This is a genomic window from Burkholderia sp. AW49-1, assembly GCF_053427845.1.
Genome location: NZ_JBSAXF010000001.1, coordinates 175,829 through 199,223, shown reverse-complemented (window position 1 = coordinate 199,223; position 23,395 = coordinate 175,829). Strand labels below are relative to the sequence as shown.

The following is a 23,395-nucleotide window of genomic DNA, read 5'->3' as shown; positions in this document are numbered from 1 at the left end:
GTAACCTCAAGCGCTCACGGCCGGCACGCGGTTCGACGCCGGATCGTTCGGCGCCTTGAGCACGCACGCGGTGCCGCCCGGCGTGTACATCGACACGACGCAACGGTTGCATGACGTGCAGCCCGACTGCGCGAGCCGGCCGTCGCGCACCCCGTTCACGAAGTCCGCCTCGAACACGAGCGCGCGGGCAAGCGCCACCGCGTCGAATCCTTCGCGCATCGCCAGCGCGACGTTCTCGCGGGAACGCACGCCGCCGAGATACGCGAGCGGCATCCGGACGGCCGCACGCACCTGCCTCGAATGCTCGAGGAAATACATCTCCCGAAACGCGCCCATCTTCGGCTCGGTGAGCTTCTGCAGCGCCATCGCGGCGCGCACGATCGCGTTGTCGGCGTTCGCGCGCGCATCGCCGGGCAGCGGGCTGCCGAACAGTTGCCACACCGACTCGACGTTCATCCCGCCGCTCAGCACGAGCAGATGCGCGCCCTCGGCCTCGAGCCGCCGCGCGATCTCGCACGCGTCGTCGGCGGTTCCGCCGCCGCGCACGCCTTCGGTCACGCCGATCTTGCAGACCACGGCGAGATCGCGGCCGACCGCGTCGAGCACGCGGCCCAGCACCTCGACGGGAAACGCCGCGCGGCGCGGCGCATCGCCGCCGTACGCGTCGCGACGACGGTTGTACAGCGGCGACAGAAACTGGCTCAGCAGATAACCGTGCCCCATGTGGATCTCGACCGCGTCGAAGCCCGCGTCGCGCGCATGTCGCGCCGCCCGTGCGAATTCGTCGGCGATCGCGGTCATCTGGTCGCGCGTCATCGCCTGCTTCAGGAAACGGCCGCTCATCACGCCGACCTTGTTGAAGCCGCCCGATGCGCTCAACGGCCGTTTCGTCGACAGCGACGGCAGGAACGTGAAGCAGCCGCCATGCGTGATCTGCGCGGACGCCGCCGCGCCGTGACGATGCACCGCGTCGGTCAGCGCGCGGAATTGCCGGACCGTCGGCGCATCGAGCCGCGCCTGGTCGACGAACGTGCGGCCGTCGTCGCTGACCGCACAGTACGCGACGGTCGTCAGCGCGGCGCCCCCTGCGGCGATGCGCTCGTGAAACCCGACGAGCGCGCGCGACGGCACGCCGTTCGGCGTCATCCCTTCGTTGGTCGCGGATTTGATCAGGCGGTTGCGCAGCGTCAGCGGGCCGATCTGCAGCCGGCTGAATGCGGTATCGAGCGTGGCGGGTTCCATGTCGGGCGGGCGTCGGGAATGGGCACGGCGACCATTGTGCCGAGTCGGTGCGGGGCTGCATCGTCCACGTGGACGACCCGCCGCCGGGGCCGTGCCCGCACCGCCTACTCGGCCGTACCCAGCTTGCGCGCCTGACGACGCATCCCGTCGAAGATCGCATCGGCCACGTCCGCCGGGAAATCCGCCGGAATCCGCGACGCGACGGTGGCGATCGCCGGTTCGGTGCGCGCGGCCACATCGGCCATGGCCGTGCGCACGTCGTGTTCGGTCAGACCGACGCGCGCGCCTTGCGCGATCCAGTGACGCGGCTGGATGTCGCCGATCACGTAATGACGATTCTTCCCGCACACGGCCATCGCGAGCCGTGCGCGTCGCGGTGGCAGCTGGTTGCGTCGCGTGCCGATGATCGGATGCGCGGACAGCACGTCGTACAGCGGCGTGCTGCGATACGTATTGCCCGGCAGGTGCGCGATGCTGAAATTCTTCGCGTGGCCGTCGATGGCCGCGAGCACCCAGAACACGAGCTGCGTGACGAAGAAATTCCTCCGATCCTGCGCGGCATCGGCGGAATTCGCAAGGATGCCCATGATCGTCGCGATGCCCGGGCCGCCGTCGGATTCGTATTTGGCGCCCGACGGCGTGCCGGTCGCCTGGCACATGTCCTCCTGCGGCAGCCGCAGGATCCACGTGCCGTCGCGGGACGGACGGCGGTCGAAGCGCTCGACGATCAGCGCCTTCTGGTCGTCGAACCGGCCGATGTCGCACGCGGCGACGGGCAGGCCGTACGCGGCGACGATCTTCGAGCACAGCCATTCGTTCTCGACCGACGTGCGCATGTCGGCCTGCATGTTTCCGACACGTCCCAGCGGCAGCTTGAAGATATGCGTGGTCGGCGTGCTGCCCGTCGGCAGCAGCCAGCGCTTGCCGTCGCGCAAGAGCGCGGTCTTTTCCTGCGCGCCGGCGATCGACAGGCGCAGCTCGCCGTCCGGCTCCGCATGGCCGGGCAGCGGCGCGGCGGTCGCGTGGCGCAGCACGTCAGCCACGGCCGCGTCGTCGAGCGCGGTGCCGTCGATCGATTCGAGGTCGACCGGGGTTTCGTCGGGTGGCAGCAACTGCAGCGCCCCGACGCAATCGCGGCCGATCGACGCAAGCAGTTCGAACGGCGCCGTCGACCCGAGCCGGTAGCGCTGCGCGATGCGGCGGCGGATCGGCTGGCTGTCCGGCAGCAGGTTGTCGAAGTAATCGGCGACGATCGCGCCCTGATGCGGCTGGTTGCCCGGCGTGAACGGCAACGACAGCGACAGCGGACGGCCTTGCGGATCGTCGACCCACGCCGGCAGATAGACGAGGCGCTCGACGCCGCGCCGGACTTCCCAGTATCCGACCGGGATGCCGTTCATCCACAGGTCGAGGCGATCGTGGCGGGGGCGGCGGGCCATCGTCACCAGTCCTCCCGCGTGGGGTTCCGAGACTTGCCGGGTGCCGCCGCGGCAGACCGCTTGCGCGCGGCGGCGGATGGAGCCTTCGCGGCGGCCGGCGGGCGGGCCGGCACATCCGACGAACCGGGCGAGCCGGACGACCGGCCGCGCGCGGCCGGTGCGCGCTTGAGCGCTGGCGTGGTGTCGTCGGGCGCCGCTGTATCGTCCGGGGTGCCCGGCACGAGTGTCAGGCGAACGCCGAGCACGTTCAGCACCTTGAAAAGCCGTTCGATGCTGACCGCGGTCGGATTGGCTTCGAGCTGCGCGTACGACTGTTGCGTCACGCCGAGGCGGGCGGCGAGTTGCGCCTGCGTGAGCCCCGCCGACTTCCGGAAGCCGACGAGGATCGGGCGCAACTGGCTCAAGGTCTGGACTGGGAATGCCATGGGCTCTCCGCGAAATGACAGGCGATCGCTTGTAATCGAAAAATACAGTCTATGGTATGTATCGTCAAAATACAAACTTTAGACTGTAATTCATAAAAACAAACGATAGCCTGTCAGGCGGAAACCCGTGGATCGGTGAAAGGGCGGGCGGCGCGCGCTCGTCAGCCCGGCATCACACCGCCCGCAGCGGGCCGGCGTGGGCAACGCGTGCGCTTTCCGGATCGTCGTCGCCGAGCGGGATGAACGCCATGATTTCCAGGTCGTGCCCTGACAGCGCAGGAAGCCGGAACGGGCTCGACAGCACGTTCAGCCGCCGTACGCCGAGGTCGCGCAGGATCTGCGATCCGATCCCCGTCACGCGGCCGTCGCGGCGTGCGTGGCCGGCGGGCGTTCGCATCGCGTCGCCGCGCATGTCGCAGTCGAGCAGCACCGCGACGCCGCAGCCGGCCGCATCGATCCGCTGCAGCGCCGCGTGCAGTGGCCATGAATGCGCGGACGGTTCCGCATCGAGCAGGTCGAGCAACGAGTGACATTCATGCACGCGCGTCAGCACGGGCGTCGACGGACCGGGCTCGCCTCGCACCAGCGCGAGATGCGGCCCGCCATGCACGGTGTCGCGATATTCGATCGCGCGGAATCGGCCCCACGGCGTATGCAGCGGCCGTTCGCCGACGCGTTCGACGAGCGACTCGTGTTCGCGGCGGTAATGGATCAGGTCCGCGATCGTGCCGATCTTCAGCCCGTGATGCGCGGCGAACGTCTTCAGCTCGGGCAGCCGCGCCATCGTGCCGTCGTCGTTCATCACCTCGCAGACCACCGACGCGGGCGTGAGCCCGGCAAGCGCCGCGAGATCGCAGCCGGCCTCGGTGTGCCCCGCGCGCACCAGCACGCCGCCCGGGCGCGCGGCGATCGGAAACACGTGGCCGGGCTGCACGAGATCGTCGGGGCGCGCGCCTGCGCGGACCGCCGCGCGGATCGTCCGCGCGCGATCGGCCGCGGAAATCCCGGTCGTCACGCCTTCGGCCGCCTCGATGCTGACGGTGAACGCGGTGCCGAACGGCGTGCCGTTGCGATCGGCCATCGGCGGCAGGCGCAGTTGCTCGCAGCGCTCGGCGGTCAGCGTCAGGCAGATCAGCCCGCGCCCGAAGCGCGCCATGAAGTTGATCGCGTCGGGCGTCACGTGATCGGCCGCGATCACGAGGTCGCCCTCGTTTTCGCGATCCTCTTCGTCGACGAGCAGGACCATCCGTCCCGCGCGCAGCTCGTCGACGATTTCCAACGTGCTGGCGAGCGTCATTGCACCTCCGTTGCGTCGAATGCGCGGCGCAGCGCATCGGCGCCGAAGGTCAGCGCGCGATCGGCCGCGTCGACCGCGCCGAGCATGCTCGCGAAGCCGTGCAGCTGGCCCGGCCAGCGCACGAGCGAGACCGGCGTGCCGGCCTGCGCGAGACGCAGTGCATACGCTTCGCCCTCGTCGCGCAACGGATCGAATTCCGCGCTCACGATCGTGGCCGGCGCCGCACCCGACAGGTCCGCCACGGCGAGCGGGCTCGCGAGCGGCGATGCGCGGTCGGCGCCGTCGTCGAAATACTGGCGCTTGAACCAGCGCATCGCGTCGGCCGTCAGGAAATAGCCTTCACCGAGCGATTCATATGACGGATGCTCGGTCGCGCAATCGACGACCGGATACAGCAGCAACTGGTGCGCGATCGCGATGCCCGAGCCGCGCAGCTGCAATGCGGCGACCGCGGCCAGGTTGCCGCCGGCGCTATCGCCGGCCACGGCGATCGCACCGGCGCGCGCACCGAGATCGCGCGCACTGGCGGCGGCCCAGCGCACGGCATCGCATGCGTCCTGCACGGCCGCCGGGAAGCGCGCTTCGGGCGCGAGCCGGTAATCGACCGACAGCACGAGCGTGCGCGCCCGTCCGGCAAGACTGCGGCACAGGTTCGCGTGCGAGTCGATACCGCACGCGACGAAGCCGCCGCCGTGGAAAAACACGGTCAGCGGCAACGGCCCGTCGACATCGGGCCGATACAGTCGAGCGGACAACTGACGACCCGGCGCCGGGATCTGCCAGTCCTCTTCGGCGGCAATCGCGTCGCCGGGCGCGAACCCGCTGCCGGTGGCGAGGCTCGCGCGGTACGCGGGCACGGTCAGTTGATCGAAATCGATCGCGGGCGCTTGGGCGAGCGCGGCGAGCAGCGCCTGCGCCTGAGGGTCGAGCGGCATTGGAACTCCTGTCTGAATCGGATGCGGTCTGAATCAGGTAAACCCGCATCGCGGTTTTCCCTGAGCCCGCGCCGGACGCTTGTCGGCACGGCCTGACGGGCATTCCAGCGCAGCGGGCAGGGCGCCACATCATCCGATCGGACGATGGTTCGCGCGTCCGATTGGCCAAAGCTCACCATTCAGTGAATGTCCCGATGACGCCGGAATTAAGACGCGTCTTAATCATGGCGGCGCGGATGAATCGCACCGACCACAAGTTGCATGGAGGATGGAGCGTGCTGATGGAGACGAGATGGGCTCCGCAAGAGAGCCAGTCAACAAGCGAGGAGGCCGACATCGGCGTCGCGGATTTCAGCGAGCTGATGGCGCGTATCTACCAGGGACCGTTGGAAACGCCGCCGTGGGCGGGGGCGCTCGAGCTGGTTCGCCGGTTGCTGCAGGCCAACTACGTGACGCTGATCCTGCGCGCGGCCGCGAGCGACCGCCGCGCGCCGCTGTCCGTGCACGCTTCGGAATACGGCCCGGTCGTGCCGGGTGACGGCGAGGCGTCGTACAACAACTACTACTATTCGCTCGACCCGTTCGTTGGCCTGCCGGCCGATCGCGTGGTCACGGTCGACGACGTGTTCGGCGACACGGGCTGGCTGTCGAGCGAGCTGTACAAGCAGTTCCTGAAGCCGCAGGACGTGCGCTACATCCTCGGCGCGGACCTGCGCACGCCGTCGGGCGTCGAGTGCCGGTTCCGCGTGTGCCGCAACCATGCGTCGAAGCAGTTCTCCGCGCGCGACAAGGCGATCTGCGCGCTGCTGCTGCCGCATCTGAAGCGCGCGGTCGAGCTCCATTCGCGGCTCGACACGGCCGAGGTCGAGCGATCGATCTACGCGAACGCGATCAACCGGATGCAGATCGGCACGATCACGCTCGACGAGAACGGCACGATCATCGACATGAACAGCGTCGCCGACGAGATCCTGAAGCAGAACAACGGTCTGACGATTGCGCGCGGCACGATCGAGGCGACCGATGCGCAGGAGAACCGCACGCTCAAGCGGCTGATCCGCCACGCGGTGATGGGGCATCACGGCACGGCGGCGGCGACCGTCGAGGCGATGCCGATCACGCGCAGTTTCGACAAGCCGCGTCTCGGGCTGCTGGTGCGCACCGTGCTGCTGTCCGACTGGTCGGAGGACAACAAGCGCCGGCCGGCGGTCACGCTGTTCCTGCGCGACCCCGACCGCAAGCCGCAGGGCGCGCAGGAAATCATCCGCAAGCTGTTCGACCTGACGCCGGCCGAGACGTCGCTCGCGCTGCTATTGACGAACGGGCTGACGCTCGAGGAGGCGGCGGAGGAGTCGGGGATCAGCAAAAACACGGCGCGCACGCACCTGCGCGCGATTTTCTCGAAGACGGGCGTGACGCGCCAGGCGACGCTCGTGCGGATCCTGCTCGGGAGCGTGGTGCCGCTCGGTTGATCGGGGCGGCACGTCGTACACCGTCGCATCGGTATCGTGCGGCGTCGTTTGTCGATACGTCGACTGCGGTCCGCGCGTGCGGTGCGTCGATGCGCTCCACGGCGCTGCCGGGCCGGATCGGGCAGAGAACCGGTTGCCGGTGCACGGCCTACTTGTTGTACCAGGTGTGGATTATCGACGCGCCCTGTTGCTGCAGGTATTGCTGAAGCTCCTGCTCATTGTGGACCGACGTCGTCTGGTTGACTTGACGGTCGGTGATATCGAGACGGTCGCCGACGCGTTTCGCGGACACCAGATGGCCGATGCCCGCATCGCGCTGCATGCCGAGCGCGAACTGATGACCTTCGGGGAGTTGCGCCAGCCCCTTGACGAGATCGTCGGCCGTGCCTTGGCGATGCTCGACGTTGCCGTTGTTGATGTGCTTGAACGCGGCGGTCATCGTATCGGGCTGCATGCCTTGCGCGCTGATATTTTTCACGTCCTGCTCCGACAGACCGAGCTTCTGCACCACGGTGGGCTCGGACCAGCCGGTGATGGACGCGATGGTATGCAGGCCGCAATCGTTCTGCGTGCCGGCATGAAACGGCGTGGTGGTGGTGTCCGCGCCCATCGCGGCACCCGTTGCGCCTGCACCGCGCTTCGGGCGTGCCATCGCGGACAAATCGGAAAGCTGTCCTAATGACGTGGCAGGCGCCTGCGGCTTTCCTGCGGAATGCTTGGCCGGGCTATCCTGCGTGTGTTCGGAAACGGCACCGCTGCGGGCAGACGAAATTTTCATGGCGGGAGTGCTCCAGGAAGAATCGGGAAGGTGTCGGCGGCCCCGGTCAGGCAACAGATTTTCGGGGGAAGGTGCGACGGTCGCCGAACACGTCGGACCGAGTGTAGTGGATGCGTCGCGCCCGAAACCGCAACGGATTCGCTTCCCTGAACGTCTTTTCGCATTCGCCGCGCGACACGTGGCGCCGATGCAAGCATCCGTTGACGGGTCAGCATGAACGGCCTTCGTGAAAATGGTGTTCGCTTCGTGTCGTGGCCGGATCCGCGCCCGCACTATGCCAACGTAGCGCGCAATACGATCCTGCCGCGAGATCCCCATGTTCCGAAAGATCAGCAACGCCGTGCTCGAGCGGCGGCAGCCCGAACCCTCGACGACGTCCGGCGAACGCAAGACGCCGGAAACCGGCAAGCAGAAGGCGCCGCCGGGCGCGACGCCGCCACCGCTGCTTGCCGGGCTGGATACGCGCTCGCCCCGGAAGTCGACGGAGAAGACGCGGGAAACGTCGTCCGACTGGGGCGCGGAAACGCTGAAGGCACTGGATGGCGTCGTGCAGCACACCGCGCAGCCGGGCAGCGAACGCACGGCAGGCATGACCCTCAGGAAATCGTCGCCGCCGCGCTCGAACGCATCGCTCGCTTCGTTGAAGTCGAAGAGCCGGCCCGCGTCGCTCACGGACAAGACGAGCGAGGTCGATACGTCCGAGCCCCGGCACGTGCCGGCCGTCGTCGCGGCCACGCTGCAGGAGACGGAGGCCGAGACGACCCCGGTCGCGAAGACCGCCAAGGTGGCCGAAACGACCAACCCGCCCGCAACGGGCGACCACGTGGCGCGCCTCGGTCGCGTATTCGACACGTTTTTCGGCGAAACCGCCGACCCCGACACGCCGGCCGGCACACCGCCCTCCGTCAAACCGTCTTCCGGCCAGGACAAGCACGCGTCGACGGTCGCCGATGTGCCGCAGGCGGCGCGCGACGCGCAACGCGAAGCAACTCGCTCGTCCAACGCGCGCTTCGAGCATGCGCTGGCCGGCCAGGACATGCAGCCGATTCGCAACAGCGGCCACGGCAACAACTGCTCGATTTACTCGCTTGTGCAGTGCGCGAGACCCGACCTCGACGGTTCGGCGCTGCACGAGGCGGTGAGCGAGATTCGCACGGCCTTCGACGCGCAGCACCCGGACGAGAAGGGCAGGATGCTGCTGCTGGACGACAACGCAGGCGGGCACGGCGCGGCACTCGTCTCGCTCGTGAACGCGAAGTTCGGCGTCGACATGCAGGTCGGCGTCGTGCAGGCTGGCGTCGACGACGCGCATCCGGTCACGACGATCGGCCAGTTCCACGGCAGCCAGCGTCAAGAGGGGCAGGCGCCGACGCATCGTGTCGTCGTGTGGGACCAACACGGGCATTACGAGGCGATCACCAGCACATCGGACACGACCGCCGGCAACGGGATCGATGCGACGACGCCGAAGCCGTCGTCGGGACCGACTCCGCCGTTGACCACGCCCGTCACGACCAAGCCGCCGGGCGACCTGACCACGCGCAAAAGCAGCGAAGCGCCGCCGGACAAGAAAACGGACGGAACGACGACCACCGGGAAGCAGGAAGCGGCGCCGCGCCCGCACGGCGAAGCGCTGGGCCAGCTCGTGCCGAACGCATCCGTCGGCGCGAAGGCGCTGCGCCGATTCGGTCGGTGGATCCGGGTCGACAATGAAAACGCGCTGCCCCAGTTGCTGAACAAGACGAAACCGGAAGGCGGGATCGTGCAGGGCCTGACGAAAGCGCATCTGACCTCGTCGCCGGCGTCCGCGCTGGCCCTGGCGCACGAAGGCGTGAATACGGTCTACGCGGCGCAGGAACTGGGCTCGTCCGCGATGCGCAAGAGCCGCTACCAGAAGCAACTGGGCAACTGGCCGCCCTCCAACGACGACCCGAAGATCAAGACGGGCGGCCACGAGGTGTCGCTGTCGGAAATTGCAAGAAAGACCGATTTCCAGTCCCGCTACGATCTCAAGGTGGCGATCCTGAGCCAGCCCGAAGGCCCCCAGCGGGAAAAGATGCTCGACGTGCTGACCGGACGCTACATCGCCGAGGTCCAGGGCAAGAACCGCGTGGTCCGGTCCGCGATCAAGACGACCATGTCGGCGGTGGGGATCGGGGCCGGCGTCGGCCTGGCAGTCGGCACGCATGGCGTCGCACCCGCGGCGATCGCGGGCGGCGCGATCCTGTCGGGGCGCGACCTGCTCGACAACCGCAAGGCGGCTCATTCGCTCAAGCAGCACTATCGCGACAAGAAGATGGCGGCCATCGCCGATGGCGCGATGCGCAACCGGCTGAAGAAGCAGTTCGACGGCGAGCCGGATGCGACGGAAAAAGGCGACTGGGATGGCATTCGCGACTCCGTCAACCAGCAGCGCATCGGGCGCCTCCTGCCGATCAAGTTCGACAAGTTCAACGAGAACAAGTCGACCGACAACAAGAAGCAGGAGGTCGACCTCGTGAAGAAGCATGCGGCCGCGCGCGTGGTCGGCATGCTCGAAGAGAGCCATGGCCGGCACTCGCTGGCACCCGCTTACCTGGAGGCGAGCGGCGGTGTGCGTCACAAGGAGTTGAAGGCGTTTTATCGCAAGGCGGTCGACGAGGACCGGCGGTCCGACGGTGGCAGCGACATCGCTGCGGCGTTGCAACTGATGCGCGATCTCGGGATGTCGAAGATGGAAGCGATCGCGCATCTGCGAACCGCGGCCGGCGGTGTCGCGCAGAAGCCGCTCGACGAGGATCAGGCCAAGCAGATGAAGGACGATCCCGATCCGATCGTCAGGCATATGGCGCAGTCGCCGGCCGACCGTCTCGAATCGGCGCTCGGTTCGGCAATGGGGCGGCGCTAGGGTCGCGGCAATGACCGGCGATCGGCGAAGAAACGGACGATTGCAGGAAGGGCAGTCATTTTTTCATGATTATTAGTATGGGTCAGGTAATTGTGACGCGTCGTAATCGATATTTCGCTTCGTATTTATGCGCGTCGATACGCACCGGCTCCCATGTCGTGTCACCCACTCACCTATATTGACCGCACGAAATGCAAGCCGGGTAAATACTTCCAATCAAAGACAGGAGTGTCCGATATGGCCGCGAACATCACGATTACCGTCAGTCCGTCGACGACCACGCCGACGGACTTCGGCAATTCCGGAGCCGATGGCGCATCGCCGGCCAACCAACCGGTGAACTTCACGCTGGACGCCGGTTCGCTGGCCGCGCTCCTGAAGCCGCCGGCTGGCGGCAACGGCGGCGCGAACGGTCTGGGTGGCGCGGGCCAGGGGCTGCACAACGTCAAGCTGAGCACGGACAAGGGTACGGTGCAGGTGCAGATGGACAGCCAGGGCAACCTCTACGACAAGAGCGGCAAGAGCATCGGCAAGCAGAATCCGGACGGTTCGTTCACGTTCGACAGCGGCAAGAGCCCCGAGGCCGAAATCCTGAATACCGGTTCGGCGAACGGCAAGCACCAACCGCAAGGCCGCGAAACGATGGACGCGTCCGATGTCAGCGTGTCGGCGGGCGACCTGCGCGGCCCGAACGGCAACGGATCAGGCGGCACGGACGCCGGTTCGACGATTCCGGTGAGCTACCCGCCGAACAACGGCGCGAATGGCGCCAACGGCATGCCCGGCGGCCAGGACGTCAATATCGGCTTGGGCAATTCGCCGACTGGCGGCCAGACCATCACGATCACGCTCGGCGACGGCGCGTCGCCGAACGGCACCGTGCCGCAATCGGGCAGCTCGCCGTTCGCGAGCGGCGGGCTCCCGGTCGGCCTGGGCGGCTCCGGACAGGCCGGCGAGGGGCTGCACAACGTGAAGCTCAGCACGGATAAGGGTACCGTGCAGGTTCAGATGGACGATCAAGGCAACCTCTACGACAAGAGCGGCAAGAGCATCGGAAAGCAGAACCCGGACGGCTCGATCACGTTCGACAGCGGCAAGAGCACGGCAGCCGAGATCCTGAATACCGGCTCGACCAACGGCAAGCATCAGCCGCAGGGCCGCGAAACGATCGATGCGTCCGACGTCAGCGTGTCGGCAGGCGACCTGCGCGGCAGCCAGGGCGAAGCGCAGGATGCGACGACCGGCAAGGAAGTCGAAAAGCTCAGCCAGCTGGGGCTCGGGCCGGTGGATCCGCAGGGTCAGACGGTCACCGTCTGACGTGGCGGGCGCGACCGGACCGGCCGCGGCAGCCCGCGGCCCGGACATCACTGACGACGCGGCAGGCGCGATGCGCGTCGCCGCATGGCAATCGCAATTGGCATGAGACGGCTCATTCTGGATCGAAGCGAGGACGTGATGCAGTTCGTCGCGTCCCTGACTGGGGAGGCGCGTTACCCCAACTACGACGATGCGATCGGCCTCGAGAAGGACGGCAGGCTGGTGGCGGGCGTGGTGTACCAGGCGTACAACGGCCCCAACGTGGCGATGCATTTCGCGGTGGCCGGCTCGCCGCACCTGATCACGCCCGGGTTCGTCTGCGCGGCGTTCCGCTTTCCGTTCATTCTGTTGCGCTGCAACCGGATCAGCGGCTACGTCCGCGCCGACAACCTTGCCGCGCAGCAGCTCGACGAAAATCTCGGCTTCCGGCGCGAAGGCGTGATCCGCGAGGGGGCGTCCGACCGGACCGACTTCATCCTCTACGGCATGCTGAAACACGAGTGCCGCTTCCTCGACGGCCGCTACCTCGCGGCGATGAACCGCGACCTGGCGCAACCGGAGTGCGCGGAGGCGTGATGCGCGCGGGACGAGCGATCTTGCGGCAAGCCGAATACGTCTCTCCCGCGAGCGGTACGGATACGCTTCATGAAAGAGTCAGCATAAATCCATATAATCGTTTTCACCGTGACTTGCAGAATCTACTTAAACTCTTTATCGAATCGATATTCATTTGTTTACGTATTAAAGATAAACAAATCGAATCTTTCCCGGAGGAATTCATTCATTAGTATCAGGTACCAATGATCGTTGCATGCATGACGAATTTCAGGCGACGCAAAATATCCCTATTCGCGGCATATTTCGCCGATTGGCCAGACATTCTCCACTCACGATCCGGATAACCGAGCCGGAGCTGTACGTTGCATCCATCGCATCCGCCGTCGCCGGCGCAGCCTGTCGCGACAGCCGGGGCGTCCAGTTGCCGCAGTCGGAACCTTGGCATCGCTCCTCGCATGACGCCGCTCGCCGGCCGGCATGGACGACGCATGTCCTGCCTGCTCATCCAGGGAACGAGCTGATAATGAATCTCGCGGTCTTCTCCAAAAACATGACTCGGCGCGATGCAATCTGTAGCCATCTCGCCGCGAACGGCATCGCCGTCGAGCGCTTCGACGACGAAACGAGCTTCGCCCGCGCGCTCACGCGTCGCGAGTTCGACGCGATCCTGATCAGCATGGAGGCGGGCATCGATCCGCAGCATCCCGTGCTCGTCCATCGCGCGTGCCACGGCGTCCAGCGCGCGCCGCTGATCCTGATCTGCTCGTCGAACGACAGCATGGAAGCCGTGGACCTGCTGGACTACGAAACGGACGAGATCGTGCTCGCGCCGATCGGCCTGCCGGAGTTGCTGCTGCGTCTGCGCCTGACCAGCCGCCGGCTACAGTGCACGCGCAGCAGCGTGGACCGCGAGCGACTGACGTGCGGCCCGTACCGGCTGGATCGCCACGCATCGACGGTCAGCGTGGCAGGCGACGTGATCCGGCTCACGTCGCGCGAGTTCGCGATCGCGTGGATGCTGTTCTCGCAATTCGACAAGTACGTCGCCCGCGGCGAGATCGCGCGGGCGGTGTGGGGCAGCCCGGAGGACGTCGTCAGCCGTTCGCTCGAACAGCACATCTACAAGCTGCGCAAGAAGCTCAGCCTGAACGGCGAGCATGGTGTCTACCTGCGCACGGTGTATGCCGTCGGCTACCGCATCTTCATCCAGACGCGCGAGCACCGCGTCGCGCCGGTACGGCAACGCACGACGATGCCGGTGTATGTCGACGACTTCGATGCGCCGGTCGCGCGGCACGCGACCAGCGGGCGCTGACGCATGACACGGGCACGCGCGAGGGTCGATCGAGCGGTGACACGCTGCTCGCCGCGGCGTCGCCGGATGGCCGTGCGCGCAATCCAGTTCACCCCGGTTCGCCCCCATGTCTTCGCACATTCCATCGCACCGCGCGGCAACTGAAGCCACCCGGACCGACGACGCCCGCGGGCCCGACGGTACGCGGGCGGATGCCGTGCGCGATGCCGAGCAGCTCGACGGCGACGTCGTGCTGAGCCTGCTTGCGCTGATTGGCGGCGGAGGCGCTGAGCTGAAGGGCGCAGCCGGTGGCGGGCAGACGCAGGGCAAGCCCGCAGGCACGACGCCCGGGCCGACGCGTGACGGCACGCCATGGCCGCGCACGGCGCCCGGCGCATCCGGTGCAGGCATGCGCGGTGGCGCGGCCGGGCCGGCGGCGCCGGGCACGGGGCAGGCCACGCAGACGGGCATCCTGCCGACGCTCACCGGATGCATGCAGACCGGTGACGATGCGGCGTCGGGCATCGTGCAGGATGAAGGTGGCGACGCGGGGCAGCGGCGGGCGCCGGATCCGGCCGCCCTAGAAGGAATGTTGCCGCTGCAGCTGGCACCTGGGGCCGCGTTGCTTCGTCAGCCGGGTGCCGAAAACGCATGGCCGTCGGCCGCCGGTGTGCAGCCGATGTCGCGCACGGCAAGCCAGTACGACGTCGGGCCGCATGTCGATGGCGAAGCTGGCAAAACGGCGCGTGGGCCAGCCGGAGCGATGGCTTTCGCCGGACCGGCAGCGCCGCTCGCCGCCCCGCCGCGTGCCGGGCCCGAGGCACCCGCCGCGACTGCCGATCAAGCGCCGCCAGACGCCGAAAGCCGGGTGTCTCCGATGCCACCCGCAACCACCACGTCGCAGATGCCGGCGGCGCGGCGCGGCGAAGCTGCACCGCCGCCCCGTTCCGCACGCGACGTGATAGCCGACGCAGCCGGTGCGGCCGGCCGCTACGCGAGTGCGACGGTGCGCCGCGCAGGCACGCTCGCGGCCGCCACAGGGCGGTCGCTGGCCGCCCACGGCGCGGCGCTGCCCGGTGTGCGCGCGCTGGAGGCGAATCTCGTCGAACGCAGATGGGTGACCCGTCATGCACGGCCATCCGCGTCGTCCGACGAGGCCGGCATCGGTACCGGCGCCGGCGCGGATGCCGGCGATCCGTCGTCCGTCGCCGTCGCGTCGGGCAACGAAGCCGCAGGCGTGGTGAACGTCGTGCGGTACGTGGTACAGGCGCGAGAATGGCTGGACGAACGGCGCCCGCGCGCGCCGGCCGGCAGCTGCCCGCATCGTCGCAGCCTGCGCTGCCGCTGGTACTGCCGTGCGGGATGCACGCGGCGCGGCGCCTGAGCGTGCGGCGCTTTATTCCTTTTCAACTTTCGGGATTTCCGGCTTCGACATGAGAATCGACACGATGCAGGGCGCGGCGATCGCGTTGCTGGGCGGCATGCTGATCGCGGGGTGCAGCGCGACCCCGCCAGCCGAGGCAACCGGCGCACCGGTGTTTCCCGATCCGGGCACGGCGTGGGTGGCCGGCGGCAAGCAAGTCAGCGTGCGCGACCTGCGGCAAGTCGTGCCCGGTATCACCGAGAACCAGGTGTACCTGCTGATTCATGAGCCGCATTTCAGCGAAGGCACCTACGGCGTCCGCGCATGGAACTACCTCTTCAAACTGCGAACCGGCCGCCCCGGCGAATACGCGACGTGTCAGTACCAGGTGCAATTCGATACACTCCGGCGGGTTCAGGCAACTTACTGGAAAGACCCTGCGTGCGCGCAATACGTCACGCCTGGAGCGACCGCGGCGTCGGTCCCGGCGGACGCGTCGTAACGCGGCGCAGGCCGCGCAGGCTGCATGGCGGGTGGCCCCGCGTGCATTACAGCCGCGCGCGGCCGCCGGACGAATCGCGCAGCAGTTCGCGCAGCCAGGTGCCGGCATCGGGTGCCGGTACGACCGGACACGCGTGCCGAGTCAACACGTAAAGCAGGCAGTCCGCCGCGTCGATATCGCGATTCGGCTGCGGCTCGTGACGCTTCAGCACGGCTTCGCACCGGAAGCCCAGGCGCTCGATGCAATGGCCGGCCGGGCCACCGGCCACGCAGTGCGCGTAGATCCGTTGCACGCCGCGCTGGCCGAGCAGCCAGCCGAGCAGCTCCTGCAGCGCCATCAGGCATGCGCGTCGGCGCCGCGTGCCGCCGCGTTTCGCGGTCATCACCGACAAGCGCACGCACGGCAGGTCGGGCGTGAGCTCGATCACGCCCGCGAGCTGCCCGGTGGCGCGGCACTCGCAGGCATAGCGGATCAGCGTCCGGTCACGCCAGCCGCGGCGGGCTTCGGCGATATACGCGTGGGTTTGCGCGAGATCGCCGTGACGCCCGATCGGCAGGTATTTCATCGTTTCGGGGTCGCTCAGCATCTGCTCGAAGAGCGCAGGTGCATCGCCGGGCACAAGCGGGCGGAGTATCAGCCATTCGGTTTCGAGGTGGGTCAACGGAGGGAGTCGCATGATGATCGCTCGTCATCGATCGGTCGTATCAGTGTTGCGCAATGGCATGCGCCGCGGCGCGAACGCGCGAACCTGCACGCGCGTCGCGGAACGTCTTCGCGCAGGTGGCGCCGGGTTCGCCGCGTGGCGCGGCTGACGCTGCGCGCCATGCCATGCTGGCGGATGCGCGGCGCCGCATGACCGGCCGCGTCGCTGGCGGCGACCGCCGCCGTTCCTCCGATGGAGATATCGCATGCGCTTCGCACTCGCAGGATTCGATCTGTTTCACGGTGTACTCGAGACGTTCGTGAGCGCCGGATGGACACCCGTTTCGCTGTTCAGCTTCGTGACCGACGACCGCGTGAATTCGAATGCGGAGATCGTGTCGCATGCGACGCGACACGGCCTGCCGCTGCAACTGTCGCGAATCGACGAGGCGGCGCTGCGCACGCTGCGCGATCTCGACTGCGACGTACTGGTTGCCGCCGGATACGGCTGGCGGATTCCGGACTGGACGCCGTACGTCCGGCATGCGATCAACTTTCATCCTTCGCCGCTGCCGGAGGCACGCGGCCCGTATCCGCTGATGCGCGCGATCCTGGACGGTCACCGCGAATGGGGCGTGACCTGTCACCGGATCGCGCCGGAATTCGACACCGGCGAAATTCTTGCGCAGGAGCGCTTCGCGCTCGCCGCCGACGAATGCCACGAAAGCCTGCAGCTCAAGGTGCAGATGGCCGGCTGCCGGCTCGCGCGGCAGGTCGCATACCGCTTCGACGCGCTGTGGGCCGCGCGCGCGCCGCAGGCGGGCGGCAGTCATTGGCCAATGCCGTCGGAAGCCGACCGCACTCTCGATTTCACGCGGCCGGTGGATCACGTGATGACGCAGGTCCGGGCCAATGGGCTGCATGAATGCGTCGCGCACGTCGGCGGCAGCGTGCTCTACGTGCGGCGCGCGGTCGGCTGGCACGAACGGCATGCGTGCGAGCCGGGCGCGATCGCGCACGTAAGCCGCCGCTGGACCGTGATCGCGGTACCGGACGGCTTCGTCGCGCTGCTCGAATGGAGCACGCTGAGCCTGACCCGCCGCGCGGACATCGGGCCGTGATCCGCGGTGCGCGGCGGGTACGGGCGGCGCGATTCGGCCGGTCACGGGGTCACGCCCGCAGCCAGAAGAATTCGCCGGACGCGATGCCCTCGAACATCTCGTCGCTCGACTCGATGATGTTCTGCCGCCAGTAGCGGCCGTGGTCGGCATAGTGAACGAGCAGGTCCGCGAGATCGGCGCCGCTGAAGTCGGGATCGAAGGGCAGCCGCAGGATCAGGACGATCGAGCCGGTGTCGGCGTCGATGCCGAGTTGCGCCTGGTCCTGCGCATAGATCAGCAGGTTGGCTTCCAGCATCAGCCGGAAAATGTGAAGCGTGCGGCCCGCCGTGACGGTGCCGAAGTGGAAGTTCGCGTAGATCGCCTCCTGGTCGCGCTCGACGTGCTCGAGGCGCACCTCGAACCCTTCGACCTCGACCGAGCCGGTTTCCTGCACGTAGTCGACGTCGTGAAGGCCGACGACCGCGCAGAACTGGGCCACGAGTTCGAGATAGCGGGGATCGTTCATGATCGGGCAGACACGGCGAAAGCGGGAGAGGGAGGAGGCCGGCGCGGCGCAGCCCGCCGGATGACCGGGTCGGGCTGGCCTGTTGCGCCGGCGATGGCGCCGCGGTGCGGCGTGCGAATCGCGTTACTGGTTCTTCGCGATGTCCTTCAGCGAACCCGTTGCCGAATTGGTGGCGTTGGCGGTGGCCGTCGCGGCATTCAGCTGAGCGTTGTTCGAGGCTTGGGCAATGGCAGCCGCCGAACTCGCTTTCGTGATTGCGGTCTGTGCCGCCGTTGATTCGGCGATGCTGCTGACTGCTTCGCCTGCACCTGCTAATGCACCTGCCATGTTGATTCTCCTTGTGAAGTGACGACGGTTACTGCGGATAAACCGTTCTCGAGCGGCAGCGGCCGCAGCGGAACAGAACGGAAGTCGAGCGCGCTACGCGTGCCGGATCTGCTGGATCACGCGCGATGCAGCCAGCAGGCCACGGTAAAGCGTCGCGCGATTCCGGTTGTCGATGTCGGCGCCGGGCGTCGCGTTGTTCACGTTCTCCGCGATCTCGGCGAGCGCGCGCTGGATCCCGTCGATCGTCGGCGCGGCGTTCGGGTCCCTGGCGATCGCGGAAAGGTTGTCGAACTGCTTGGCGTAGGGCGTAATGGGTTCGTACATGTCGCGTGTCCTGTCGAGGTCGGTGGAAAGTCAGGAGTCCGGCGCAGCGGGGTGGGGCGCGGCGCGCACCTGCGCTGCGCTGCGCGTGATCGTGCTGCTGTCGACGGACGGTTCCGCCGGGCCGGCGGCGACCGGCACGCCGGACGCCGGCACCGGATCGGCCGGCGCATCCGTCATGTAGATATGCTTGACGCCGTCGGGCGTCTGCGTGTACTGCACCGTGTCCGACGACACGATCTCCGAATACTGTCCGGTCACGGGCGCGGCATGGCCGGGATTCTCGACCGCCTGCACGACGAGCCGCCGGATGTTCGAATCGAGGTCGGCACGCACGCGCGTGACGGCCTTGTCGAGGGCGTCCTTGCTGTCGACCGTGCCGGTGATCGCGAATGCGCCGTTGCCCAGGTACCTGACGCGCACGCCCGCGATGCCGAGCGAATCCTCGATGCTGTGCACCGCGTTCTGCGCGACGTCGTAGCTGCGCACGACGTCCTTCGACGCGATCTTCGCGAGCGTCGAGCGGACGAGCTGGTCGTCGGCAAGATTGGCGACCATGCCCGTCACGACGCTCGTGTTCCCGACCGTGCGCACCTGCAGCTCGGTCATGTGCGCGGCCGCGAGCGCGTCCTGGATGCGGGTAGTCCGGTAGTCGGCGCCATGCCGCAACGCGGCTTCGCTGTCGGGCGCGGTGGTCAGCAGCACGGCCGTACCGGCGACGATGCCGATCGCGATGCAGGCGACGAGCGCGCCGTAGTAGCGGCGCCGCTTGCGCCGTTCGGCGTCGACCCGCGCGTCCGCGGGCCGGGTCAGCAGCGTCGACAGCAGGTCGAGATCCGACGGCCATGGCACGTCGTCGGGGCCCAAGCACAGGATCGTCTCGCCAAACCGCATCGGCACGAAGTCGACCAGGATCACAGTTTCCGGTTCGACCGCGGCGTCCGCGGGCTCGCCGTCCGGAGCGTCGATACGCGTGAGCGCGCGAACGACGCCGGACGGATCGACGTCGAGCGTCACGTCCGCGCCGGTCCAGTCCGTCAGACGGATATCCGCATCGGCACCACCATGAACCCGATGCTGACCCGGCGCGAGCTGCAGCATCGCGCCCGCATGGAATCCCGTCAGTATCCGTAGCTGTTTCATGAGCGAAGCGTTCAATCGATATCAGGTCCGTATGCCGAATTGGCGGCGCCGTGCACGACGGGCGCGAATCGTCCGTCTCGCTGTGAATGTAGAGGCTAAAGGCGCGTGGCCGGCCGCGGATGCGAAGACTTCGCGTATCGAACGAAGCGCCGGGTGTCGCCCCGCGCTACGGCATGCGCCGCAGCACGCGCAACGTATCGAGCGCGTCCGCGCACTGGCGCGGTGTGCGCGGGCGGTCGAACTGGCGCAGCAGCAGGCCGGCCAGCATGTTGAAATCGCGGGCCGCTTGCGGCAGCGGCGCGGCGCCGGCCGCCGCGTCCCGCTGCGGCGGCTGCGCGCGCAACATCTCGAGGTCGGCCGCTGGCAGCGCGACGCCGGACTGCTGCACGCGCAGCCAGCGCACGGACCATGCGTGCACATGTGCGGCGACGCCGGCGCCCGGCTGCGCGGCGAACTGCCGTTGCAGCGCGAGCAGGTCGCGGGCGCACGCGTCGCGCAGCGCATGCGGATCGAGGCCGGGCGCCAGGGCGGGCGGCGCTTCCGCCGGATGCGGCGACGCGCTCGCGCCGGCCGCGGGCCGGCGGCCTGTCCTGAACGTGCCCGTGGCGATGCGTTCCGTTTCGTTCGCGTCGTCCTGCTCGTCGCCCTGGTTGCCGCGCCCGCCACCGTGTCCGCCCCGGCGTTCGCGCTCGTCGCCGGACACCCCGAATTCCGGCGGTTCGCCGACGCTGTCGGCGCCGTCCGCACCGTCGCTCGATCCGGCGCCGCGCTTGCCGCGCGCAGCGCGGCGCCGGCGTGCGAGCCGCGCGGCCATTTTCTTCGCGCGCTGCGCCTGCACCGCGTTCTGCTGCGCCTGCATGCCGCCGTGCGCGAAGCGGGTGCCGCGGTACAGCGTCGCGAATTGCCCGCCCGGTTTCGCGCGAGACGGTTTCGCCGAATTGCGGTGCGCGGCCGCTGCTTGCTCGGCGAGCGCGGTGGAGTGGGGTCCGATACGTGTCATCATGGCCACGCGTCAGTTGGGAAACGCCGTTCGCATCATCTCGTTCGCGAAATGCAGGATTGCCGCGCAGGACAGCGGCGCCGCGATCACCAGCACGATCGTCACGGCGATCAGCTTGACCGCGAACGGCAGCGCCTGGTCTTGCAGCGACGTGATCGCCTGGACGAACGACACGGCGAGCCCGACCGCGGCAGCCGCGATCACGAACGGCAACGAAACCGTCAGGCACAGCAGCATGCCCTGGGTGGCGGCGTGAACCAGCGAATCGACGTCCATGGCAGCTCCGGTCACTTGTAGGTCAGCACGAGGCCGTGAATCAGCGCCGACCACCCGTCCATCACGACGAACAGCAGCAGCTTGAACGGGATCGCGACGTTGGTCGGCGACACCTGGTTGAGCCCCATCGACAGCAGCACGTTCGCGATGATCAGGTCGATCACGATGAAGGTCACATACAGCAGGAAGCCGATCTTGAACGCATCGGTGAGCTCGGTCAGCGTGAAGGCCGGCGCGAGCACGATCAGGTCGGTCTCCTTCAGCGCCTGCGCCTCCTCCTGCGGCCACACGATCGACGCCGAGCGGATGAAGAAGCGCTTTTCGCGCTCCTGCGTGTGCTTGATGAGAAACTGCCGGAACGGCTCGCGCGCCGCGTCGGCCGCCTGGATCACGGCCTGCGACGATTGCGGCGAGATCGTCTGGCCGCTCAGCGTCTTCGCGGCCATCATGCCGATGGGCGCCATCACGTACACCGACACGAGGATGGCGATGCCGTTGAGCACCATGTTGGGCGGCACCTGCTGCACACCGAGCGCGTTGCGCAGCAGGCCGAGCACGACGACCACCTTCGCGTACGATGTCACGACCATCGCGACGAACGGCAACAAGCCGATCGCGACGACGATCAGCAGCAGGCCCGACAGGTCACTGTACTGAACCATGCTCGTGCGCCATACGGAGTATGCGGATGCCGACGTGTTCGCCGATCCCGACCAGCTCGCCGTAGCCGATCACCTGGCCATGCGCGACGAGCTTGAGCGTCAGATCGGCGATCGCGGTCGGCAGCTCGATCACGTAACCGGGTGCGAGCGACGACACCTCGTCGATCGTCAGCGCCACGGTATCGGCGACGAACTGCACCGGCAACTCGAGTTCGCCCACTTCGACGGCGCGTTCGGTATCCGGCGCATCCAGCCCGGCTTCCGGCGTGTCCAGGACGGTGGTTTCCGTCATCACGGGTTCCTTCAACAAAGTGATCGTTCGGGTTTGCACGGCCACCGCGGCCCGGCCGTGCGCGAGGCCCGCGCTGCCCCAGGTCGCGCAGGCAACGGGATGCGGCGCGTTGTCCGCACGCGCGTCGGCGCCATGCAACCACGCGGCGTCGAGCGACGGGTCGACCACGCGCAGCAGGATGTCGCCGCCGCGCAGGTTCTGCAGCGTGTCGACCGACAGCGCCTTCTCGCCGAGCACGAGATTTCCCGGCACGCGCAGCGACGCGTCGAACCGTCCGGCGCGCGCGGTGCGCGCCACGCACGTATCCAGCCACTCGATGCAACGGGCCGGCAGCTGCACGAACGCGTCGTGTCGCTGGTCGCGCAGCGAGAGCGACAACGCGACGCTCACGCTGTTCGGAGGCAGCGCCGGCCACGCGCCGCGCCTGACCGCGACGACCTGCGCGCCGGGCAGGCCGAGCGTGCCAAGACAGCCCAGCAGCGGCCCGCACAACACGTTCGCGACGGCGTTGCGCAGCGTCAGTTCGGGGCTCGTACGCCGTTCGGCGGCCTGGGCCTCGGACCACGCGCAGATCGACAGAGCGGGGTAGCGTTCGAGATCGAGCAGCAGGTGCGCGCCAACCGGACCGGCCGGCGTGTCGATCCGCAACTCCGCGATGGCCGGGTCGGCATAATCCGGCGCGCCGGTCGCGAAACCGCAGTGGAAATCGCGCACGCCGAGCGTGTCGCGCAGGAATACCGGCAGGCGCGCGTCGAACAGACGGCGCGACGCGTGCGCGCTGGCCGCGTCGAGCGGGGGCGGCACGAGCCGCGCGCACGCTGCGCCACCGGGAGTGATCGAATGCCGAATCAGTTTCATCCGTTGCCGGAAAATGCCGCCGTTGGCCCGCGCACGCCGCCCGCCGGGCGCCGCGCTCGAGGCAATTCACGCGGGGCCGGCTACCACACCGTGAGACGGACGGTCCGTGGCTGCCCCCATGCCCGCAGCATCGTGTCGAGCTCCTGCTCGAGCGCGACGCTGTGGGCCAAGAGTAACCGCCGTGCTTCGTGATCCCGCGTATCGAACCGAAGCTGCAGGTCGAAATGCGAAAGCGACACGTGCAGCTCGGTGGACGCCAGGATCCGGTCGCTCAGCACGACATGGGCCTCCCACTGTCCGCCGGCCGCGACGGCCGGATCGCCGCAGAACGCCGCGATCTCGCGCGACAGCACGCCGAGCAGGCCCAGGTGATCGCGCTGCTCCTGCAGCGTGACCGTCGCGATCGGCGCGGCGGCGCTGGCGATCCGAGCGGCGATGGTCCGGCATTCGGCCAGCTCGGCGGGCGTCGGCGCCGTGTCGGATGCAGGGGTGTCGCGCTCGGTCGAGATCAGCGGGACAGTCTCTGCACGCCCGGACGACGGATCGGGTTCCCCGGGCGAATCGTCCCCCTGGCGCGACGCGGGCGGTGCATCGGATACCGGACGCACCACGGTGCGGCGCGCGGCAAGCAGCGCCGCGTAGTCGAACCGGCGCGCACTGCGCGCGGCCCTCGGGCTCGCGTCGTCCGGGGGCGGCAGCGCTCGCGCGTCGCGGCTTTCGATGCGGGACACGGCGCGGC

At 68.2% G+C, this 23,395-nt stretch carries 24 protein-coding genes; 8 read left to right on the top strand and 16 right to left on the bottom strand.

The annotated features are described in order from the left end of the window. Window positions 1-6 precede the first annotated feature (6 nt). The 5 genes from ACV22W_RS00815 to ACV22W_RS00795 all read right to left on the bottom strand — a co-directional run bounded on the left by ACV22W_RS00815 (window position 7) and on the right by ACV22W_RS00795 (window position 5,338). Complete coding sequence (locus ACV22W_RS00815) at window positions 7-1,242, bottom strand: NADH:flavin oxidoreductase (protein ID WP_448017303.1); 1,236 nt, start codon at window positions 1,240-1,242, stop codon at window positions 7-9. 104 nt (window positions 1,243-1,346) lie between these two features. Beyond that, window positions 1,347-2,681 carry a type II toxin-antitoxin system HipA family toxin gene (locus ACV22W_RS00810; RefSeq protein ID WP_448017302.1) on the bottom strand — a complete coding sequence of 445 codons (1,335 nt, stop codon included), beginning with the start codon at window positions 2,679-2,681 and terminating at the stop codon, window positions 1,347-1,349. 2 nt (window positions 2,682-2,683) lie between these two features. After that, a complete protein-coding gene (locus ACV22W_RS00805) occupies window positions 2,684-3,106 on the bottom strand; it encodes a helix-turn-helix domain-containing protein (RefSeq protein ID WP_448017301.1) in 423 nt (140 codons plus the stop codon). 172 nt (window positions 3,107-3,278) lie between these two features. Then, window positions 3,279-4,403 (bottom strand): bifunctional 3,4-dihydroxy-2-butanone-4-phosphate synthase/GTP cyclohydrolase II, encoded by a 1,125-nt coding sequence (ribBA, locus tag ACV22W_RS00800; RefSeq protein ID WP_448017300.1) that lies wholly within the window; start codon window positions 4,401-4,403, stop codon window positions 3,279-3,281. Continuing rightward, window positions 4,400-5,338, bottom strand: coding sequence for an alpha/beta hydrolase (locus ACV22W_RS00795; RefSeq protein ID WP_448017299.1), 939 nt, complete (start codon window positions 5,336-5,338; stop codon window positions 4,400-4,402). The genes ribBA and ACV22W_RS00795 overlap by 4 nt, the downstream gene beginning before the upstream one ends. Window positions 5,339-5,619: 281 nt before the next feature. Between ACV22W_RS00795 and ACV22W_RS00790 the strand changes: the two genes are divergently transcribed. Beyond that, on the top strand, window positions 5,620-6,810 hold the full coding sequence (locus ACV22W_RS00790) for a helix-turn-helix transcriptional regulator (protein ID WP_059525725.1): 1,191 nt from the start codon (window positions 5,620-5,622) through the stop codon (window positions 6,808-6,810). Window positions 6,811-6,958: 148 nt separating this feature from the next. Here ACV22W_RS00790 and ACV22W_RS00785 read toward each other — a convergent pair whose 3' ends face one another. Further along, entirely contained in the window at window positions 6,959-7,588 is a 630-nt protein-coding gene (locus ACV22W_RS00785; RefSeq protein ID WP_448017298.1) for a hypothetical protein, read from the bottom strand. A 316-nt stretch (window positions 7,589-7,904) separates the two neighbouring features. Between ACV22W_RS00785 and ACV22W_RS00780 the strand changes: the two genes are divergently transcribed. The 6 genes from ACV22W_RS00780 (at window position 7,905) to ACV22W_RS00755 (ending at window position 15,509) form a co-directional block, all read left to right on the top strand. Continuing rightward, the gene (locus ACV22W_RS00780) at window positions 7,905-10,475 is read left to right on the top strand and encodes a hypothetical protein (RefSeq protein ID WP_448017297.1); all 2,571 of its coding nucleotides are present in this window, start codon (window positions 7,905-7,907) and stop codon (window positions 10,473-10,475) included. Window positions 10,476-10,712: 237 nt separating this feature from the next. Next, complete coding sequence (locus tag ACV22W_RS00775; protein WP_448017296.1) at window positions 10,713-11,792, top strand: hypothetical protein; 1,080 nt, start codon at window positions 10,713-10,715, stop codon at window positions 11,790-11,792. A gap of 102 nt (window positions 11,793-11,894) precedes the next feature. Beyond that, a complete protein-coding gene (locus ACV22W_RS00770) occupies window positions 11,895-12,368 on the top strand; it encodes a GNAT family N-acetyltransferase (protein ID WP_448017295.1) in 474 nt (157 codons plus the stop codon). A gap of 505 nt (window positions 12,369-12,873) precedes the next feature. Beyond that, window positions 12,874-13,665 (top strand): winged helix-turn-helix domain-containing protein, encoded by a 792-nt coding sequence (locus ACV22W_RS00765; protein WP_448017294.1) that lies wholly within the window; start codon window positions 12,874-12,876, stop codon window positions 13,663-13,665. A 106-nt stretch (window positions 13,666-13,771) separates the two neighbouring features. Next, window positions 13,772-15,028, top strand: coding sequence for a hypothetical protein (locus tag ACV22W_RS00760; protein WP_448017293.1), 1,257 nt, complete (start codon window positions 13,772-13,774; stop codon window positions 15,026-15,028). A gap of 49 nt (window positions 15,029-15,077) precedes the next feature. After that, the gene (locus ACV22W_RS00755) at window positions 15,078-15,509 is read left to right on the top strand and encodes an outer membrane protein assembly factor BamE (protein ID WP_448017292.1); all 432 of its coding nucleotides are present in this window, start codon (window positions 15,078-15,080) and stop codon (window positions 15,507-15,509) included. 46 nt (window positions 15,510-15,555) lie between these two features. Here the strand turns inward: ACV22W_RS00755 and ACV22W_RS00750 are convergent, their stop codons facing one another. Next, window positions 15,556-16,185 (bottom strand): GNAT family N-acetyltransferase, encoded by a 630-nt coding sequence (locus ACV22W_RS00750; protein WP_448017291.1) that lies wholly within the window; start codon window positions 16,183-16,185, stop codon window positions 15,556-15,558. A 232-nt stretch (window positions 16,186-16,417) separates the two neighbouring features. On the opposite strand from ACV22W_RS00750, the gene ACV22W_RS00745 reads away from it, so the two are divergent. After that, on the top strand, window positions 16,418-17,272 hold the full coding sequence (locus ACV22W_RS00745; protein WP_448017290.1) for a methionyl-tRNA formyltransferase: 855 nt from the start codon (window positions 16,418-16,420) through the stop codon (window positions 17,270-17,272). Window positions 17,273-17,321: 49 nt separating this feature from the next. On the opposite strand, the gene ACV22W_RS00740 is transcribed toward ACV22W_RS00745, so the two are convergent. The 9 genes from ACV22W_RS00740 to sctP form a co-directional block, all read right to left on the bottom strand. Continuing rightward, window positions 17,322-17,777, bottom strand: coding sequence for a CesT family type III secretion system chaperone (locus ACV22W_RS00740; protein WP_046547806.1), 456 nt, complete (start codon window positions 17,775-17,777; stop codon window positions 17,322-17,324). Between the two features lie 123 nt (window positions 17,778-17,900). Continuing rightward, window positions 17,901-18,104, bottom strand: a complete 204-nt coding sequence (locus ACV22W_RS00735; protein WP_448017289.1) for a hypothetical protein — start codon at window positions 18,102-18,104, stop codon at window positions 17,901-17,903. Window positions 18,105-18,197: 93 nt separating this feature from the next. Beyond that, window positions 18,198-18,428 (bottom strand): type III secretion protein, encoded by a 231-nt coding sequence (locus ACV22W_RS00730; RefSeq protein WP_176045394.1) that lies wholly within the window; start codon window positions 18,426-18,428, stop codon window positions 18,198-18,200. A gap of 30 nt (window positions 18,429-18,458) precedes the next feature. Continuing rightward, window positions 18,459-19,568 carry a secretion protein gene (locus tag ACV22W_RS00725; RefSeq protein WP_448017288.1) on the bottom strand — a complete coding sequence of 370 codons (1,110 nt, stop codon included), beginning with the start codon at window positions 19,566-19,568 and terminating at the stop codon, window positions 18,459-18,461. A gap of 166 nt (window positions 19,569-19,734) precedes the next feature. Then, window positions 19,735-20,571, bottom strand: coding sequence for a hypothetical protein (locus ACV22W_RS00720; RefSeq protein WP_448017287.1), 837 nt, complete (start codon window positions 20,569-20,571; stop codon window positions 19,735-19,737). 9 nt (window positions 20,572-20,580) lie between these two features. Continuing rightward, entirely contained in the window at window positions 20,581-20,844 is a 264-nt protein-coding gene (gene sctS / locus ACV22W_RS00715) for a type III secretion system export apparatus subunit SctS (protein WP_046547810.1), read from the bottom strand. Between the two features lie 11 nt (window positions 20,845-20,855). Next, the gene (sctR, locus tag ACV22W_RS00710; protein ID WP_124447569.1) at window positions 20,856-21,506 is read right to left on the bottom strand and encodes a type III secretion system export apparatus subunit SctR; all 651 of its coding nucleotides are present in this window, start codon (window positions 21,504-21,506) and stop codon (window positions 20,856-20,858) included. Then, window positions 21,490-22,656 carry a type III secretion system cytoplasmic ring protein SctQ gene (gene sctQ / locus ACV22W_RS00705; RefSeq protein WP_448017286.1) on the bottom strand — a complete coding sequence of 389 codons (1,167 nt, stop codon included), beginning with the start codon at window positions 22,654-22,656 and terminating at the stop codon, window positions 21,490-21,492. The genes sctR and sctQ overlap by 17 nt, the downstream gene beginning before the upstream one ends. An 80-nt stretch (window positions 22,657-22,736) precedes the next feature. Further along, window positions 22,737-23,387, bottom strand: coding sequence for a type III secretion system protein SctP (gene sctP / locus ACV22W_RS00700; RefSeq protein ID WP_448017285.1), 651 nt, complete (start codon window positions 23,385-23,387; stop codon window positions 22,737-22,739). Window positions 23,388-23,395: the final 8 nt, after the last annotated feature.

Excerpts from the sequence above, each read along its gene's own strand:
- ACV22W_RS00815 (WP_448017303.1), bottom strand. The coding sequence starts at position 1,242 with ATGGAACCCGCCACGCTCGATACCGCATTCAGCCGGCTGCAGATCGGC.
- ACV22W_RS00810 (WP_448017302.1), bottom strand. The coding sequence starts at position 2,681 with ATGGCCCGCCGCCCCCGCCACGATCGCCTCGACCTGTGGATGAACGGC.
- ACV22W_RS00805 (WP_448017301.1), bottom strand. The coding sequence starts at position 3,106 with ATGGCATTCCCAGTCCAGACCTTGAGCCAGTTGCGCCCGATCCTCGTC.
- ribBA (WP_448017300.1), bottom strand. The coding sequence starts at position 4,403 with ATGACGCTCGCCAGCACGTTGGAAATCGTCGACGAGCTGCGCGCGGGA.
- ACV22W_RS00795 (WP_448017299.1), bottom strand. The coding sequence starts at position 5,338 with ATGCCGCTCGACCCTCAGGCGCAGGCGCTGCTCGCCGCGCTCGCCCAA.
- ACV22W_RS00790 (WP_059525725.1), top strand. The coding sequence starts at position 5,620 with ATGGAGACGAGATGGGCTCCGCAAGAGAGCCAGTCAACAAGCGAGGAG.
- ACV22W_RS00785 (WP_448017298.1), bottom strand. The coding sequence starts at position 7,588 with ATGAAAATTTCGTCTGCCCGCAGCGGTGCCGTTTCCGAACACACGCAG.
- ACV22W_RS00780 (WP_448017297.1), top strand. The coding sequence starts at position 7,905 with ATGTTCCGAAAGATCAGCAACGCCGTGCTCGAGCGGCGGCAGCCCGAA.
- ACV22W_RS00775 (WP_448017296.1), top strand. The coding sequence starts at position 10,713 with ATGGCCGCGAACATCACGATTACCGTCAGTCCGTCGACGACCACGCCG.
- ACV22W_RS00770 (WP_448017295.1), top strand. The coding sequence starts at position 11,895 with ATGAGACGGCTCATTCTGGATCGAAGCGAGGACGTGATGCAGTTCGTC.
- ACV22W_RS00765 (WP_448017294.1), top strand. The coding sequence starts at position 12,874 with ATGAATCTCGCGGTCTTCTCCAAAAACATGACTCGGCGCGATGCAATC.
- ACV22W_RS00760 (WP_448017293.1), top strand. The coding sequence starts at position 13,772 with ATGTCTTCGCACATTCCATCGCACCGCGCGGCAACTGAAGCCACCCGG.
- ACV22W_RS00755 (WP_448017292.1), top strand. The coding sequence starts at position 15,078 with ATGAGAATCGACACGATGCAGGGCGCGGCGATCGCGTTGCTGGGCGGC.
- ACV22W_RS00750 (WP_448017291.1), bottom strand. The coding sequence starts at position 16,185 with ATGCGACTCCCTCCGTTGACCCACCTCGAAACCGAATGGCTGATACTC.
- ACV22W_RS00745 (WP_448017290.1), top strand. The coding sequence starts at position 16,418 with ATGCGCTTCGCACTCGCAGGATTCGATCTGTTTCACGGTGTACTCGAG.
- ACV22W_RS00740 (WP_046547806.1), bottom strand. The coding sequence starts at position 17,777 with ATGAACGATCCCCGCTATCTCGAACTCGTGGCCCAGTTCTGCGCGGTC.
- ACV22W_RS00735 (WP_448017289.1), bottom strand. The coding sequence starts at position 18,104 with ATGGCAGGTGCATTAGCAGGTGCAGGCGAAGCAGTCAGCAGCATCGCC.
- ACV22W_RS00730 (WP_176045394.1), bottom strand. The coding sequence starts at position 18,428 with ATGTACGAACCCATTACGCCCTACGCCAAGCAGTTCGACAACCTTTCC.
- ACV22W_RS00725 (WP_448017288.1), bottom strand. The coding sequence starts at position 19,568 with ATGAAACAGCTACGGATACTGACGGGATTCCATGCGGGCGCGATGCTG.
- ACV22W_RS00720 (WP_448017287.1), bottom strand. The coding sequence starts at position 20,571 with ATGATGACACGTATCGGACCCCACTCCACCGCGCTCGCCGAGCAAGCA.
- sctS (WP_046547810.1), bottom strand. The coding sequence starts at position 20,844 with ATGGACGTCGATTCGCTGGTTCACGCCGCCACCCAGGGCATGCTGCTG.
- sctR (WP_124447569.1), bottom strand. The coding sequence starts at position 21,506 with ATGGTTCAGTACAGTGACCTGTCGGGCCTGCTGCTGATCGTCGTCGCG.
- sctQ (WP_448017286.1), bottom strand. The coding sequence starts at position 22,656 with ATGAAACTGATTCGGCATTCGATCACTCCCGGTGGCGCAGCGTGCGCG.